Origin of the sequence: Legionella sp. 39-23, assembly GCF_001897665.1 — a bacterium.
GTDB lineage: Bacteria > Pseudomonadota > Gammaproteobacteria > Legionellales > Legionellaceae > Legionella > Legionella steelei.
The window spans coordinates 161,088-177,589 of sequence record NZ_MKTO01000047.1 but is presented as its reverse complement, the minus strand read 5'-3'; the positions used below and the strand labels follow the sequence as shown (position 1 = coordinate 177,589).

Below are 16,502 nucleotides of genomic sequence, written 5' to 3'. Positions count from 1 at the left end.
TTCATGATTAACATGGCTAATGCTGGTAATCCGCGTTTGACTTAGCTATCATCGGTTTTTTTGAATTATTTTAAGCAAATGAAAACCTTTTCTTGCAATGTGTTGCATAAGCACTCAGCCACTCAAGCCCGAGTGACACGGGTTACTACCGCCCATGGTGAGTTTATTACCCCTGTTTTTATGCCTGTTGGTACCCGTGCGGGTGTAAATAATATGACTCCCATCGAATTGCGAGATGCACACAGCCAAATTATCTTAGGTGGTAATACTTATCATATGTTGTGTGCCCCAGGCATGGACGTTATTGAAAAAGCAGGGGGAATGCATCCTTTCATGGGTTGGCACGGCCCAATGTTAACCGATAGCGGTGGTTTTCAGGTTTTTAGCCTTTCCAAGAATGAAGAAATTTGCACTATTGATGAGGAAGGAGCTCATTTTAAATTACCTGGCAGTCAGCGACTGATCCATATGACTCCGGAAATGTCTTTGGAAACCCAAAAGATCATTGGTGCGGATATTATCATGGCTTTTGATCAATGTACGCCAGATAGTTGTACTAAAGATGAAGTCAGCCACATCATGGAGCGCACACATCGTTGGTTAAAACAATCTATGCACTACCACCAACAACATCCCAATTCGCGATATGGTTACGAGCAAGCACTTTTTGGAATTATTCAAGGAGGAACTTTTAAAGACTTACGTCGCGAAAGTGCGGATTTTATTACCTCAATGAATACGGATGGGATTGCAATTGGTGGTGAAACAATTGGTTTTGATATGAAAACTACGGTTGAAGTCATTCGTTGGGTGCGTGATTATTTACCAGAAAATAAACCGCGCTATACCATGGGAGTTGGCATGTCCCCACAAGATCTTTTGGACGTAGTTGCCGAAGGAATTGATATGTTTGATTGTGTTGCGCCAACACGTAATGCACGCCATGGATCTTTATATTGCGGTGAGTTAATTCGCGAAGGCAATTGGTTGCGTTTTGCCAGTGAGTATGAAAATGAACGTATTCAAATAAAGAAATCATGTTTTGCTGATGATATGTCACCCATCATGGCACAGTGTTCTTGTTATACCTGCCAAAATTATTCACGTTCTTATTTGCATCAGCTAGCAAAGCAAAAAACAAATTTATTTACCGCGTTGGCAAGTATTCATAATGTTCATGTAATGCACGATGTTTGTGATAAAATGCGTGAGTTGATAATTAATGAGAGTTCGAACTAAAAGGGATCTTATGCTCGTTTATGTCATTAACGAATATATTATCCTGTAAAAAGCAATGCTTTTTATATGGATTCATCTATTAATCTAAAAAATAACAGGAGATAAAATGGTTGTAATTAGCACATCTAAAGGTGATATTCATATACAGTTAGATACAGAGAATACGCCAGCTACAGCAGAAAATTTTCTCAATTATGTGCGCAGTGGTTTCTATAATAATACAATTTTCCATCGTGTTATTGCCGGTTTTATGATTCAAGGTGGTGGTTTTGATTCAGAAATGAAGCAGAAGTCTACTAATGAGCCCATTAAGAATGAAGCAAAAAATGCCAAGGCAAATAAACGTGGTTCTATTGCAATGGCACGAACCATGGATCCTCATTCTGCAACGGCACAATTTTTTATTAACGTTGCTGATAATGCGTTTCTAAACTACAGTGGTGAGCACATGCAAGGATATGGATATTGTGTCTTTGGTGAAGTTGTTGACGGTATGGATGTTGTGGATTCTATTGCCAAAGTCAAAACAGGACAACAAATGGGGCATGCTGATGTACCTGTAGAGGAAGTGAGCATTCTCGAAGTTAAAGAAGTTTAAGTGTAATTTTAGGGTAGCCTGGGTAAAGCGCAGCGAAACCCGGGTTCCGCTGCGCTTTACCCAGGCGACAATTCTCCCCTTACGATTTTCGTCCCCGCTTTTTAATACTTTCTGAATAGTCAAAGATAGGTATTTCAATATGAAAGAAAATAGCCAATAGACGAGCGCTAAAAATACTAATTAAGGTAATTATTATATTGATGTTTTCTGGGGTATGAAAATAATCTAAGGTAATAAAGAGTAATGCACCGGCAAGAGCAATCACTGCATACAGTTCTTTTCTCAATACCAGAGGGATATCGTTACATAAAATATCCCGTAACATGCCACCACAAATACCCGTGATCATTCCACTAATAATGGCGATGCTGGGGGATAAACCATGATGTAATGCTTTTTGAGTGCCAATAATCACAAAAGTAGATAATCCAAGAGCGTCGAGGATTAAAAATATTTTCATAATTCGAATCAAGGAATGAGCAATAAATATAGTTAAGAATGCAGCTAGTGAGGTATACAACAGATATTCAGGATGAATGACCCAAGTTAATGGATAAGTATTAAATAGAGCATCTCTTACTGTCCCACCGCCTAATGCAGTAATACTTGCAATGAGCATGACGCCAAAGAAGTCCATTTTTTTGCGGCCAGCTGCTAATGCGCCAGTGATCGCCTCAACACAAATACCTATGACGAACAGATAATGGAGTAACATATAAACTCAGGGTGTTTTTTTAAAATGCAATGATACCACTATTGAGTCAAATGGAGAACTATATAGAAGGGGTAAGGAGCAAATGTCATTTGTTTTTATGTTCCATGAGAATGGCTAAAGTGTTTCACTGACGCTAAAGCCAAATCAATAATTTTTTTAGACTGCTCTTCATCCGCATTAATTAGACTAACATCGTTGATTAATTCTATTAAAAAATTAGGTATCTCATGTTCTAAAAGCGTACTGTGATAAAGACATGAGGCCTTGGTGAGTAGATAATGAAGTAAATTTTTATTAACGGTTATTTTTTCTCGAACAACTCCCTCATCGTTTTGCGCGCTCCCAAATAATAGCCAGCCGGGCGACACATGAAGCTTCATTGCGATTTCCACCAATTTAACTGGTTCTGGGATGGCTTCACCACGAAGATATTTACGGCATATTTGTACTGAATACCCCGTAATTGCAGACAGCTTATGGATACATACCCCTGAAGTAGAGCGTTGTGAATTAAATCCTGCCGCGATCATGGCATCTCGTAAACGATCTGCAAATTGTTTTGTCAGATGAATTTTGTCCATCATAGTTATTCGGCGTTTCAATTTGATGTGAAACATAGTATATCAAACGAAACATTAAATTCAAAATAAACAAATTTTGGAAACTTTAAGTTTCTATTGGAAATCAACGGTTGACACTTTGGGGTGAAAAAGTATAATGTATCCGAAACCTATGGAAATGGTTTTGAATAGTCCCAACAAGGAAGCACGTGATATAAGATGGAACACATATCACAATTACAGTCCAATAGAAGAAAAAGTGGATAACTCATAGCAGTTAACCTCGCAATATCATGGCTTGAATGGTTCCCCTCCATTTAAGCCTTCCTAAGATCTGGCTTAGGTCTTAGGGGCGTATTTCTATAAATAAGATAAGTACAGCCGCAAATAGACTATTTATTAATACAAAATAATCTAAATGATTGCTTTGTAATATCACCTTATTATATACTTCACACCAATGTGTATGCAGGTCGTTTTATAGGCACGTAGCTCAGTGGTAGAGCACCACCTTGACATGGTGGTGGTCGGTGGTTCGATCCCACTCGTGCCTACCATGCAACTAAATCGTATTCCAGGAGCACCCACATTCGTTTGGGGAATGCTTGAGATTAACTCCTTTTTTAAGGTTTAAGCCCTGCCTTGCAGGGTTTTTTTTTGAAAAGAAGTAGGGTCTGTTTACAATTCTAATATCATGGCCAAAATGCTGCGATTTTATGTGCTCCAATACGCGTACACTCTGTGTATGTTGTGTTTCGGTGCTTTAAAATAACAGTATTGAGGCTCAAACTAGCGAATTGTAAACGGATCCTAGTGCTTACGGATAAAATTATGCCAAACATTAAATTGCCTGATGGAAGTATAAAACATTTTGAAGCGTCCTTAACGGTTTATGATGTTGCTCATAGCATAAGTCCTGGCCTAGCCAAAGCCGCTTTGGCCGGTCGTGTTAATGATCGCCTGGTCGATACTTCTTTTCTTATTGAACACGATTGTGCCTTGGTTATTCTGACTGAAAAACAAGAAGAAAGCCTTGAGGTGATTCGTCATTCTACAGCGCACTTATTAGCGCAAGCAGTGAAAAGTCTTTTCCCAACAGCTCAAGTGACTATAGGTCCAATTATTGAAGATGGCTTTTATTATGATTTTGCCTTCCAACGGGCTTTTACTCCTGAAGATCTGGAGTTAATAGAAGCAAAAATGGTGGAACTGGCCAAGGCGAACTACCCTGTCGCGCGCAGAGAGCTTCCTCGTGATGAGGCAATCGCGTATTTCAAGAGTATTGGTGAGGAATATAAAGCGAAGATTATTGCTGATATTCCCGAAAATGAAGTGTTGTCTTTATATAAGCAAGGCGATTTTGAAGATCTTTGTCGTGGTCCTCATGTTCCTTCCACAGGATTTTTGAAGGCATTCAAACTGACCAAATTAGCTGGAGCCTATTGGCGTGGTGATTCCAATAACGAAATGCTGCAACGTGTTTATGGTACTGCCTGGGCTGATAAAAAATCTTTAGCAGAGTATTTATTCCGTATTGAAGAAGCTGAAAAACGTGATCATCGTAAATTAGGTAAAAGCTTAGAGCTATTCCATTTTCAAGATATTGCACCTGGGATGGTATTTTGGCATCCCAAAGGCTGGACAATTTATCAAGAGCTTGAGCGTTACATGCGCAATCGATTGGTTGATTTTGGTTATCAAGAAATTAGAACACCACAATTGGTTGATAAAGTATTGTGGGAAAAATCAGGACACTGGGCTAATTTTAGAGATGAGATGTTTGTTACTGAAACAGAAAATCGTCACTATGCAGTGAAACCCATGAATTGCCCATGCCATGTGCAAGTATTCAATCAAGGGTTAAAAAGCTACAGAGATTTGCCATTGAGATTTTCTGAGTTTGGTAATTGTCATCGCTGTGAACCCTCTGGTGCGTTACATGGTTTGATGCGTGTTCGTAACATGGTCCAAGACGATGCACACATCTTTTGTACAGAGGATCAAATTCAGTCTGAAGTAGCGATGATGCTGGAGCTGGTGCAGTCAGTATATACTGATTTTGGTTTTAATGAGATTAAATACCGTTTGGCATTACGTCCTGAAAAGCGCGTTGGTAGCGATGAGGTATGGGATAAGGCTGAGGATGCTTTAAAACAAGCAATGAAAGATAGACATATTGAATGGGTTGATGCGCCAGGTGAGGGTGCTTTTTACGGACCCAAAATCGAATGTTCGTTAGCTGATTGCTTGGGACGGATTTGGCAATGCGGGACGATACAAGTTGATTTTTCGATGCCAGGACGTTTGGATGCTGCGTATGTTGCTGAAGATGGCAGTAAGCAAGTTCCAGTGATGCTGCATCGTGCAATTTTGGGATCTTTTGAGCGTTTTATGGGTATTTTGATAGAGCACTATGCAGGGAAACTGCCTTTATGGCTATCTCCAGTGCAAGCAATGATCCTGACAATTAGTGAAAAACAAAATGAGTATGCGAAGAAAATAACACAAATTTTGCAAAAAAGAGGTGTTCGCGCTAACTATGACTTGAGAAATGAGAAAATTGGTTTTAAAATTCGCGAACATACTTTACAAAAAGTACCTTATCTTTTAGTAATAGGAGATAAGGAAGTGGAATCAAACCAAGTTGCTGTGCGTTCTCGTGAAGGCGCTGACTTAGGTGTGATGACAATAGATACAATTTGTGATACCTTGATGCAAGAAATTGCTCGTAAAGGTTCAATTGTTAATTAACAAGCAGGGGAGATTAAACCATTAGTGCACCAACTAAGCGTGAAAGCGATCGCGCACGAATTAATGAACAGATCAATGTACCTGAGGTACGCTTAATTGATGTCGATGGTAATCAGGCAGGAATAGTCTCAACACGTGAAGCCCTGCGTGCAGCGGAAGAAGGTGGATTGGATCTCGTGGAGATATCTCCATCAGCCAAACCTCCTGTATGCCGTATCATGGATTACGGCAAGTTTCTCTTTGAATTGAGTAAAAAACAAGCTGAAGCGAAGAAAAAGCAGAAGCAAATTCAAGTCAAAGAATTGAAATTCCGTCCTACGACGGAAGATGGGGATTATCAGGTCAAGCTACGCAACCTGATCCGTTTCCTAAATCACGGTGATAAGGTCAAAATTACGCTACGTTTTCGTGGTCGTGAGATGGCTCATCAAGAGCTCGGTATGAAGATTCTTGAGCGGTTGCAGCAAGATACAGCTGAATTTGCAGTTGTTGAACAGCATGCGAAACGCGAAGGAAGACAATTACTGATGGTCTTGGCACCTAAAAAAACTAAGTAGCTGAATAAATGCGGAGTATATTGTTATGCCGAAGTTGAAGTCACATCGCGGAGCGTCTAAACGTTTCCGTAAGACAGCAAGTGGCGCGATTAAACGTCGCGGTGCTTATAGAAATCATATCCTCACTAAAAAGTCTACCAAGGCGAAGCGTCATTTGCGCGTGGAAGCTGGTACTTTGAAGCCATGCGATGCACGTTTAGCAGCACGCATGTTGCACGGTAGTTAAGGGGAGAATGAGAAATGCCAAGAGTTAAACGTGGGGTGACTGCGAAAGCACGTCACAAGAAAGTTTTAGACCAAGCAAAAGGTTATTACGGCGCCCGTAGTCGAACCTATCGCATGGCGAAACAAGCAGTAATTAAAGCTGGCCAATACGCATATCGTGACAGACGTCAGAAAAAACGTCAGTTCCGTGCATTGTGGATTACACGTATTAATGCACAAGCCCGCGAGTGCGGTTTATCATATAGCCGTTTGATTGATGGATTGAAAAAAGCAGCAATCGAATTGGATAGAAAGGTATTGGCTGATATGGCTGTTCATGACAAAGTAGCCTTTGCTGCAATTGCTGAACAAGCTAAGGCTGCATTGGCAAAATAATCTTTGTGAGTGTTTTTATTGTAGTCTGAGTGAAAGTATCGTTGTAATCCGCAGCATTGTCAGAAATTCTCGGGCTTCGTGATGCTTAATCCAGACTGCAAGTGATCAAGAACATTAAAATAAAGATGAAATTTATTTAAGGAGGCTGCGGCCTCCTTTTTACTTGTGGGTATAATTATGCAGGATATCATCACCATACAAGAGCAAGCTTCTGAAGCAATTAAGAACGCGCAAGATGTATCTGGATTAGAATCAATTCGTGTTGATTTTTTAGGTAAAAAAGGGAAGTTAACCGAAATTTTAAAAAGTCTTGCTCATCTATCTGCCGAAGAAAAACCTAAAGTAGGCCAATTAGTGAATCTGGCAAAACGTGAAATCAGCGAATTGATTGAAACGAAAATGCTTGAACTCAAAGAAAAACAATTATTAGAAAAACTCTCAGCGGAGCGTATCGATGTCACTCTTCCAGGACGTAAAAAGGAGAGTGGTTCATTGCATCCAGTAACGCAAGTGAAGCACAGGATTAACGAGTTTTTTAGCCGTATGGGCTTTGACATTATTGATGGTCCTGAAATAGAAACAGAATTTTATAATTTCGAAGCGTTAAATATTCCCGGGCATCACCCCGCACGTGCAATGCATGATACATTTTATTTTGGTGATGGCCGCTTACTGAGGACGCACACGTCACCAGTACAAATCCGCTCAATGGAGCAACGCAAACCTCCATTTCGTTTAATTGCCCCAGGACGAGTTTATCGTTGTGATTCAGATTTGACACACACACCCATGTTCCATCAAGTGGAAGGATTATTGATTGATAAACAAGCTACTTTAGCTGGTTTAAAAGGATTGCTCGAAGATCTTTTTGCGGATTTCTTTGGTCGTAAATTAGCATTACGGTTTAGGCCCTCTTATTTTCCTTTTACTGAACCCTCTGCAGAAGTTGATATTGAATGTACGCAATGCAGTGGTAAAGGCTGTCGTTCTTGTAAATTTACTGGATGGCTCGAGGTTTTAGGTTGCGGAATGGTGCATCCTAACGTGCTAAAAGCAGTGAATATCTCTCCTGATGAGTATCAGGGATGGGCATTTGGCATGGGTATGGATAGACTGGCGATGCTGTATTATGGAATCGATGACTTACGTATGATGTTTGAAAATGATCTTACCTTTTTAAGTCAATTTTAAGAACGCGCACAATTGAAGCCCAATAAAGAGACAGTAATCAATATGCCTATTGGGTACTACAAAGTTTAATCAGGTGGTAAGGACTATAAATGAAATTAAGTAAATTATGGTTACGTGAATGGGTGAATTTCTCATTAACTGAACAAGAATTAGCACATCAACTGACTATGGCGGGTCTAGAAGTGGATGCAGTGAGCCCCGTAGCAGGAGAGTTTACCCAGGTGATTGTAGCCGAAGTTCTTAGTACCAAGCCTCATCCTAATGCGGATAAGTTGACTGTGTGTGAAGTGAATGCAAATACAGACAAACCTTTACAAATCGTTTGTGGTGCTTCTAACGTTAGAGCAGGATTAAAAGTGGCATTAGCGATGGTTGGAGCGCGTTTGCCAGGTGGTTTTAATATTAAAGAATCTAAACTACGGGGTGAGCTGTCACAAGGAATGCTTTGTTCGGTGAGTGAACTGGGCATGGCAGAGCAATCTGAAGGGATTATGGAATTAGAAAGTGATGCCCCAGTAGGGATGAATTTACGTGAATATCTAATGCTTGATGATCATGTCTTCGATATTGATTTAACACCTAATCGTGCCGATTGTTTTAGTGTGTTAGGGATTGCTCGCGAAGTCGCAGTGTTGAACAAATTACCTTTATTGACACGACCTATTCCTGAGATAACCCCCAGTATTGATGATGTATTGTCAATACAACTACAGGATCCTGAGGCCTGCTCGCGTTATTGTGGGCGAGTGATTCGTAATATCAATCCTAAAGCAACAACTCCTTTATGGATGAGCGAACGCTTACGTCGTGGTGGTATTCGTTCTTTGCATCCTATTGTAGATATCATGAATTACGTGATGCTCGAACTGGGTCAACCCATGCATGCTTTTGACTTAGAAACAGTCAAAGGCGAAATTAACGTACGATTTAGCAGAGCAGATGAACAATTAGAATTGCTTGATGGGCAAAAATTAACCCTCAATGAAAAAGTATTGGTTATTGCTGACGAAGAAACACCTTTGGCAATGGCCGGCATTATGGGGGGAGAGGCAAGTGCCGTACAAGCACATACACAAAATGTATTTTTGGAAAGCGCCTACTTTAATCCTATCGTTATCGCGGGCGTTGCAAGAAAGTTCGGTTTATTCAGTGATTCGTCACAACGTTTTGAGCGTGGAGTCGATCCTGGGTTGCAGATGAAAGCGCTTGAGCGAGCTACTGCATTAATCTTAGAAATAGCAGGTGGCGAAGTTGGACCGGTTATTGAAGCGCATGATAAAAAATATCTACCCGAAATAAGAAGCTTTGCTTTTGATACCGATAAGGTTAAAAAATTAACTGGGCTAAGTATTTCACAAAACGAAATGAAAAGTTTATTAGAAGGCCTGGGCATTACAGTTGCAAAAGAACGGGCTAATTTTTTTGATGTGACTATTCCTTCGCATCGTTTTGATATTCAACAGGATGTAGATTTAGTTGAAGAAATCATTCGCCTGTATGGCTATGATAATTTGCATGCGCAACCTGCCTATACATTTGTGCAAGCAGGGAAAACGTGCGGGAATGAAGAAATAGCGACCAAGCTTGCACGATGGTTTAGCGGTAGAGGGTATCACGAGACGATTAGCTATAGCTTTGTTGACCCTGAGCTTCAGCATGAACTTTATCCACATAAAGAATTTATGCAGTTACTGAATCCCATTTCTTCTGAATTATCGCAAATGCGTGCAGGAATGTGGCCAGGCTTAATTGCATCAATGATTTATAATGTACATCGTCAACAAAATGCGGTTAAATTTTTTGAAATTGGTGTAGTCTTTGATGTGAATAAAGAGCAACTCATTGAGCGACCTTGTGTTGCAGGCTTGTTGATGGGCGAACATGGCGGAGTTAATTGGAGTGAGTCTACGCGTTGTTTTGACTTCTTTGATCTGAAAGGCGATCTGCAATCTTTGTTCGCCACACTCAAATTAAAGCAGGTCGAATTTATTGCAGCCACACATGATGCATTACATCCTGGCCAATCAGCCCAGATAAATATTAATGGAGCTCCTGCAGGATGGATAGGTATGTTACATCCACGTTTAGCGGATGCCTTGGATTTACAACATGATGTCTTGCTTTTTGAAATCAATTTAGCGGCATTAATAGGGCATGAGGCCCCACGCTACAAAACAATTTCCAAATATCCACAAATTCGCCGAGATTTGTCATTTTTGGTTGATACCGATATTAGTGTCATGCAGATTGAATCAGTTGTCCGTAGAACGATTAATGAAAATTGGCTAAAATCCTTTGATATATTTGATGTCTATACTGGTGAAGGTGTGCCTAAGGGAAAGAAAAGTCTCGCGGTTGCTATGACCTTACAGGACGAAAGTCGGACTTTGGTTGATGCCGAGATTAATTCTTTAATTAGTGCTATAATCAATACGTTAGAAAATGAATTTTCAATCATATTGAGGGAATAATCGTGAATGCACTAAGCAAAGCAATAATGGCAGAAACCTTGAGTGATGAATTAAAACTGTCCAAACCCGCATCAAAAGAAATGGTCGAGAATTTTTTTGAAGAATTGCGGCATGCACTTGAACATGGTCATCATGTAAAATTATCTGGTTTTGGTAATTTCACCTTAAGAGATAAGCCGCAACGACCAGGAAGAAATCCTAAAACAGGAGAAGAAATTCCTGTAGTAGCTAGAAGAGTGGTAACCTTTAAACCAGGTTTAAAGTTAAAAACAAAAATTGAGTCTATAGGAAAGTAAGTCATTGATGTATTACAACAAACATGTTCTTTTATGCACCAACCAAAAGGCTGCAGGCAAGCAATGCTGCGCCAATACTGGTGGTGAAGCTTTTTTTGATTATATGAAGACACGGCTTCTGGAATTAGAGATGCATGGTCCAGGTAAAGTGCGCGTCAGTAAATCAGGCTGTCTTGGACGTTGTAGTTCAGGTCCTTGTATTGTGATTTATCCTGAAGGGGTATGGTACTCTTATTCCTCTTTTTCTGATATTGACGAAATTATAGAAAAACATTTAATTGCTGGTGGTGTTGTTGAGCAGTTATTAATTGATCAAGAATGAGTGTAGGTTGGACCTAGGCCCACCTGTATCAAATTGAGCAAAGCATATCAATGAGGGAAAACGTCTAATACGGATGAGTTTAGATTATTTTCTAGACATGCTGATACAACGTAGTATCCCTCGTACGATTACCCAGGCTACAATTAGAACAAAAATCATTATGATTCTTGTATGAAATTTGTTATATTTACACGGATTTAATTAATTGCTTATAAATTTTTATCCTTTTTTACTTGTAGGATGTTTCTGTTTTGGTTAAAATCGCCCGTCCATGATAGAAGATTACCAATTTAGGCGGTTCGGAGTTCATTTAATGAAGACATTTAGTGCCAAAAGCCATGAAGTCAAACGTGACTGGTTAGTGGTTGATGCCAGCGATAAAGTTTTGGGTCGCTTAGCAACTGAGATTGCCCGTCGTTTACGTGGCAAACATAAAGCTGAGTATACCCCCCATGTTGATACAGGCGATTACATCGTTGTTACAAATGCGGAAAAGGTTATTGTGACCGGCCGTAAGTTTACTAATAAGATGTACTATCGTCACACTGGATATCCAGGTGGAATAAAATCAGATAGTTTTGAAAAATTACAGGCTAGAAATCCTGTTAGAATTATCGAACTTGCTGTTAAAGGCATGTTACCTAAAAATCCTTTAGGTAGAGAGATGTATCGTAAGCTAAAAGTATATGTTGGTAGCGAGCATCCACATACTGCACAGCAACCCAAGCAACTTGATATTGAGGAATAAGTATTATGGCTGAAATGAAGCAATACTACGGTACCGGCCGTAGAAAAAGTTCAACAGCTCGTGTGTTTTTGCGTCCAGGCAAAGGCGACATCAAAGTAAACGGTCGTACTTTACAAGAATATTTCTGTCGTGAAACCTCTTGCATGGTTGTTATGCAGCCATTAGAAACAGTTGATCTTGTTAATAAGTTTGATATTTACATCACAGTAGCTGGTGGTGGAATTTCTGGTCAAGCAGGTGCTGTACGCTTAGGTATCGCAAGAGCCTTAGTTGCTTATGATGAAAAAGGATTAGCAGAAGATGCTGAGCCAAATCCAAATTCTGTTCGCAGAAAGCTTCGTGCACGTGGTTTGTTAACTCGTGATTCACGTCGTGTTGAAAGAAAGAAAGTGGGTTTGCACAAAGCACGTCGTGCAACTCAATACTCAAAACGTTAATCGTTTTTTGGTTCAAAGGCCCCGCATTTGCGGGGTTTTTTGTTTACGTAGCCTGGATGCAGCAGGCTTTACAAATCGTAATCCCCGGGTTCTGCTTCGCTGCCCCCAGGCTACTACATACAAACAAATGCTATGGTGAATATAATTGCTGATCCTGAGCAGGAGAAAAACGATCTTGTAGATGAAGATCGTCGCCGATTTTTGTTAACTACAGGCTGTGTGCTCGGAGGTATAGGGGCTTTATGTGCTTTAACACCCTTTGTTGCTTCCTGGTTACCAAGTGCCAAAGCGCAAGCAGAAGGTGCTCCAGTGCAGGTGGATTTAAGTAAACTGGAACCAGGTGAGCAGGCCGTTGTTGAATGGCGTGGCAGGCCCGTATGGATAATCAGACGAACTCAAGAAATGCTGCAACGGTTATCCACATATTCTTCAAAATTACGTGACCCCCATTCTTTAACCCAACAGCAACCCTCCTATGCAAAAAATGAATATCGATCCATTAACCCAGAATATTTAGTACTTATAGGAATTTGTACGCATTTAGGTTGCTCTCCTAAATACAAACCTAATCTTGGTGATTTAGGCCCCGAGTGGCCAGGTGGTTTTTTCTGTCCCTGTCATGGTTCCACTTTTGATCTTTCTGGCAGAGTTTTTAAAGATGTTCCTGCGCCAATTAATCTAGAGGTTCCTCCCTATTATTTTATTGATAAGCATACTCTTGTTATTGGCGAGGATAAGGCATAAATTTTATGCCTATATAATTAGTAGCTTGGGTGCAGCGAAGCAAAACCCGGGAAAACTATGTTTACAGTCCCGGGTTCTCCTTCGCTGCACCTAGGCTACAACAAATACAATGAGTAATAAAACAAGGCTAGATTAAATGAATAGATTCCTTAATTGGATCGATGAGCGTTTTCCGCTGATGAGCACGTGGAAAAATTATTTTAGTGCTTATTATCTTCCTAAAAATTTAAATTTTTTTTACTTTTTTGGTTCTTTAGCACTTGTGGTTTTGGCCAACCAATTTATTACTGGTTTGTGGCTTACCATGTTTTATACTCCAAGTGCGGAACAGGCCTTTTCTTCTGTAGAATATATAATGCGCGATGTTAATTTTGGTTGGTTATTGCGTTACATGCATTCTACTGGCGCCTCAGCATTTTTTATTGTTATCTATTTACATATGTTTCGTGGTTTATTGTATGGCTCGTACCAAAGACCAAGGGAGTTGGTTTGGCTCTTAGGGATGTTTTTATATCTCTTGCTTTTAGCCGGTGCCTTTTTTGGTTATTTATTGCCTTGGGGGCAAATGTCCTATTGGGGGGCTGAGGTAATCACTTCCTTGTTAAGTGCAATACCTTATATCGGTAAAAGCCTCGTGGTGTGGTTAAGAGGTGATTACACGGTTGGTAACGCGACATTACAACGTTTTTTTGCTTTACATGTTATCGCTATTCCTCTGCTACTCTTTATGCTGGTGTTCTTGCATGTTGTTGCATTACATAAGGTAGGTTCTAATAATCCAGATGGGATCGACATCAAAAAACAGCGGGATGCACAAGGTGAGCCTTTAGATAAAATCCCTTTTCATCCTTATTACGTGATTAAAGATTTAGTGATGACACTTGCTTTTCTCATTCTGTTTTTTGCGGTAGTGTTTTTCACTCCCGAAATGGGCGGCTATTTTTTAGAGCATAATAATTTTACCCCGGCTAATCCTTTAGTTACGCCAGATCACATTGCACCAATGTGGTATATGTCACCATTTTATGCCATGCTACGGGCTATCCCAGATAAGTTATTGGGTGTAATGTGTATGGGATTCGCTTTATTATTTCTTTTTTTGTTACCCTGGCTTGATCGCAGCTCAGTACGTTCAATGCGTTATAAAGGAAACTACTCACGAATTATGTTGTTTCTTGGTGTCATTGCTTTTGTGTTATTGGGTTATTTAGGAACAACCTCAGTCACACCGGTGCGCTTATTTTTGGCTCGTGTCAGTACTGGATTATACTTCGCTTATTTTTTATTAATGCCTTTTTATACTCGTTTAGAAGCAACGCGTCCATTGCCTGCTCGCATAGGAGGGCGATAATGCATAAGACAGCAGGCGTTTTTTACTTGTTGGCATGTTCAGGTTTATTTGTGAATCCAGTTGTATACGCAGATCCAGTTGAGTTTAATGTACAAGACAAGGCAAGTTTGCAAAGAGGTGCTCGGCTATTTATGAATTATTGTTCTGGCTGTCACTCTTTGAAGTATTTACGTTATAATCATATGGCCAAAGGATTGGGCTTAACTCGGTTTGATGGCCAAATAAATGAAGATTTATTAAAGAATAATCTAATTTTTACTCAAGCAACAATTAATGATCCTATTCGTATTGCTTTGCCTCCAGAGGATGCAAAACAATGGTTTGGAGTTGTACCTCCGGATTTATCTTTAGTTGCTCGAGAAAAAGGTACGCGATGGCTCTATAGCTATCTCAATGGTTTTTATAAGGATGAAGCACGACCTTTTGGAACCAATAACCGACTTGTTCCTGACGTTGCTATGCCAAATATTCTAGACACATTAAATCATGAATTGCCTTCTGGGCAATTTAATATGAATTTACAAGATTTGGTTACTTTTCTTGCATATGTGGGGGAGCCAATACAACCGCTGCGTTATCGCATGGGATTCTTTGTTGTTGGCTTTTTATTTGTTTTATTCCTTGTTGCAGTGGGTTTAAAAACAGTTTATTGGCGAAAAATCGGCATAAAGTAACCCAAAAAGGCAAAAATGTGGTAAAGTGCGGGTTTTGTGTGTGAACTTTACCTTTATATAGGTTTAATGAATTAAATAGGAGTTGCTCATGGCAATTGTTGCGAAGCGCACTATAATGTCTTTATTTTCCGATACAGATGATGTTTACAGTCATCAGGTGCGGATTGTGTTGGCTGAAAAAGGGGTGAATGTAGAAATTCTTGTTGCGAGACAGTCGGATCCCAGCGCTGATCTTTTATCAGTTAATCCATATGGAACTGTTCCTACTTTAATTGATAGAGAACTTGTACTTTATGAGCCACGTATTATTATGGAATATTTAGATGAGCGTTTTCCTCATCCACCTTTATTACCAGTATACCCAGTTGCTCGTGCTGAAACTCGAAAAATGATGCACAGAATAGAACATGATTGGTATTATTTAATGAATCGTATTTTAAGGGATGATAATGTGGAGCAGGCTAGGGCAAACTTATTTGAAAGTTTAACTGCTCTTGATCCTGTATTTGCAGATAAGCCCTATTTTTTAAGTGATGAATTTTCCCTGTTGGATTGTGCATTAGCACCTTTATTGTGGCGTTTGCCTCGATTGGGGATAGAGATTACACCGGAGTTTAAAGGAATAATTGCTTACATGCAGCGCTTGTTCAAACGGGAATCGTTTCAAGCAAGCTTGACTGATGCTGAGCGGCAACTAAGAGCGGCATAAATCTATGACAATGACATCAAATAAACCTTATTTAATTCGTGCTGCCTACGATTGGATCGTGGATAACGAGTTAACACCTTATATCATGGTTAATGCTGCATATACAGGGGTGCAAGTGCCTAAAGAGCATGTGAACAATGATCGTATTGTGTTAAATATTTCTCCTGCAGCAACTCGTGGTCTTTTATTAGAAAACGATCGAATTATTTTTACTGCACGATTTTCAGGAAAGACAGAACAAATTTTTGTTCCGCCTGCAGCTGTGTTGGAAATTTACGCTAAGGAAAATGGCAGAGGCATCGCTTTTGCCATAGAAGATGAAGAAGAACCGCCACCAGCATCTTCTGGAACCTCTGGTGCAGAATCTGAGGGCGCATCAGCTTCTAAAAGTAAGCCTTCATTAAAATTAGTCAAGTAAAAGGAAGTAGCCTGGGTGAAGGCGAACCCAAAACCTGGACGTTCTGAAGTCAGGGTTTTGATTCATTGCATCCTAGACTACATAAGAAACGTGTTCGAACTAAGGCCTGAAAACAGGCCTT

19 protein-coding genes and 1 tRNA gene are annotated in these 16,502 nt (G+C 39.9%); 18 read left to right on the top strand and 2 right to left on the bottom strand.

Features of this window, described 5'->3' with window-relative positions; genetic code table 11:
• Positions 1-78: 78 nt before the first annotated feature.
• On the top strand, positions 79-1,239 hold the full coding sequence (tgt, locus tag BGO44_RS18150; protein ID WP_058510621.1) for a tRNA guanosine(34) transglycosylase Tgt: 1,161 nt from the start codon (positions 79-81) through the stop codon (positions 1,237-1,239).
• Between the two features lie 106 nt (positions 1,240-1,345).
• Entirely contained in the window at positions 1,346-1,837 is a 492-nt protein-coding gene (locus BGO44_RS18145; RefSeq protein WP_273199319.1) for a peptidylprolyl isomerase, read from the top strand.
• A 79-nt stretch (positions 1,838-1,916) separates the two neighbouring features.
• Here BGO44_RS18145 and BGO44_RS18140 read toward each other — a convergent pair whose 3' ends face one another.
• Positions 1,917-2,552, bottom strand: coding sequence for a trimeric intracellular cation channel family protein (locus tag BGO44_RS18140; protein ID WP_058510619.1), 636 nt, complete (start codon positions 2,550-2,552; stop codon positions 1,917-1,919).
• A gap of 95 nt (positions 2,553-2,647) precedes the next feature.
• Complete coding sequence (locus BGO44_RS18135; protein WP_058511696.1) at positions 2,648-3,133, bottom strand: helix-turn-helix domain-containing protein; 486 nt, start codon at positions 3,131-3,133, stop codon at positions 2,648-2,650.
• Positions 3,134-3,594: 461 nt separating this feature from the next.
• Here BGO44_RS18135 and BGO44_RS18130 point away from each other — a divergent pair.
• From BGO44_RS18130 to BGO44_RS18055, 16 genes are all read left to right on the top strand, one after another.
• Positions 3,595-3,669 (top strand) — tRNA-Val (locus tag BGO44_RS18130).
• A 274-nt stretch (positions 3,670-3,943) separates the two neighbouring features.
• Complete coding sequence (gene thrS / locus BGO44_RS18125; RefSeq protein ID WP_273199318.1) at positions 3,944-5,863, top strand: threonine--tRNA ligase; 1,920 nt, start codon at positions 3,944-3,946, stop codon at positions 5,861-5,863.
• 20 nt (positions 5,864-5,883) lie between these two features.
• On the top strand, positions 5,884-6,420 hold the full coding sequence (infC, locus tag BGO44_RS18120; RefSeq protein ID WP_058510617.1) for a translation initiation factor IF-3: 537 nt from the start codon (positions 5,884-5,886) through the stop codon (positions 6,418-6,420).
• Between the two features lie 25 nt (positions 6,421-6,445).
• Complete coding sequence (gene rpmI / locus BGO44_RS18115) at positions 6,446-6,646, top strand: 50S ribosomal protein L35 (RefSeq protein ID WP_082650800.1); 201 nt, start codon at positions 6,446-6,448, stop codon at positions 6,644-6,646.
• A gap of 14 nt (positions 6,647-6,660) precedes the next feature.
• On the top strand, positions 6,661-7,020 hold the full coding sequence (gene rplT / locus BGO44_RS18110; protein ID WP_058510616.1) for a 50S ribosomal protein L20: 360 nt from the start codon (positions 6,661-6,663) through the stop codon (positions 7,018-7,020).
• A 177-nt stretch (positions 7,021-7,197) separates the two neighbouring features.
• Positions 7,198-8,211 carry a phenylalanine--tRNA ligase subunit alpha gene (gene pheS / locus BGO44_RS18105; RefSeq protein ID WP_058510615.1) on the top strand — a complete coding sequence of 338 codons (1,014 nt, stop codon included), beginning with the start codon at positions 7,198-7,200 and terminating at the stop codon, positions 8,209-8,211.
• 89 nt (positions 8,212-8,300) lie between these two features.
• The gene (gene pheT, locus BGO44_RS18100) at positions 8,301-10,682 is read left to right on the top strand and encodes a phenylalanine--tRNA ligase subunit beta (protein ID WP_273199316.1); all 2,382 of its coding nucleotides are present in this window, start codon (positions 8,301-8,303) and stop codon (positions 10,680-10,682) included.
• 2 nt (positions 10,683-10,684) lie between these two features.
• Complete coding sequence (locus tag BGO44_RS18095; protein ID WP_028380711.1) at positions 10,685-10,978, top strand: integration host factor subunit alpha; 294 nt, start codon at positions 10,685-10,687, stop codon at positions 10,976-10,978.
• 7 nt (positions 10,979-10,985) lie between these two features.
• Positions 10,986-11,300: a (2Fe-2S) ferredoxin domain-containing protein gene (locus tag BGO44_RS18090; RefSeq protein ID WP_273199314.1), complete on the top strand. Its 315-nt coding sequence runs from the start codon at positions 10,986-10,988 to the stop codon at positions 11,298-11,300.
• A gap of 313 nt (positions 11,301-11,613) precedes the next feature.
• Positions 11,614-12,048: a 50S ribosomal protein L13 gene (gene rplM / locus BGO44_RS18085; protein ID WP_058510612.1), complete on the top strand. Its 435-nt coding sequence runs from the start codon at positions 11,614-11,616 to the stop codon at positions 12,046-12,048.
• Between the two features lie 5 nt (positions 12,049-12,053).
• Positions 12,054-12,485 carry a 30S ribosomal protein S9 gene (gene rpsI, locus BGO44_RS18080; protein WP_058510611.1) on the top strand — a complete coding sequence of 144 codons (432 nt, stop codon included), beginning with the start codon at positions 12,054-12,056 and terminating at the stop codon, positions 12,483-12,485.
• Positions 12,486-12,617: 132 nt separating this feature from the next.
• Complete coding sequence (gene petA, locus BGO44_RS18075) at positions 12,618-13,229, top strand: ubiquinol-cytochrome c reductase iron-sulfur subunit (protein ID WP_273199313.1); 612 nt, start codon at positions 12,618-12,620, stop codon at positions 13,227-13,229.
• A gap of 136 nt (positions 13,230-13,365) precedes the next feature.
• Positions 13,366-14,580 (top strand): cytochrome b, encoded by a 1,215-nt coding sequence (locus BGO44_RS18070; RefSeq protein WP_058510609.1) that lies wholly within the window; start codon positions 13,366-13,368, stop codon positions 14,578-14,580.
• Entirely contained in the window at positions 14,577-15,254 is a 678-nt protein-coding gene (locus BGO44_RS18065; protein WP_416338565.1) for a cytochrome c1, read from the top strand. The genes BGO44_RS18070 and BGO44_RS18065 overlap by 4 nt, the downstream gene beginning before the upstream one ends.
• An 88-nt stretch (positions 15,255-15,342) precedes the next feature.
• Positions 15,343-15,963: a stringent starvation protein SspA gene (sspA, locus tag BGO44_RS18060; protein WP_058510607.1), complete on the top strand. Its 621-nt coding sequence runs from the start codon at positions 15,343-15,345 to the stop codon at positions 15,961-15,963.
• Positions 15,964-15,967: 4 nt separating this feature from the next.
• Complete coding sequence (locus tag BGO44_RS18055) at positions 15,968-16,381, top strand: ClpXP protease specificity-enhancing factor (protein WP_058510606.1); 414 nt, start codon at positions 15,968-15,970, stop codon at positions 16,379-16,381.
• Positions 16,382-16,502: the final 121 nt, after the last annotated feature.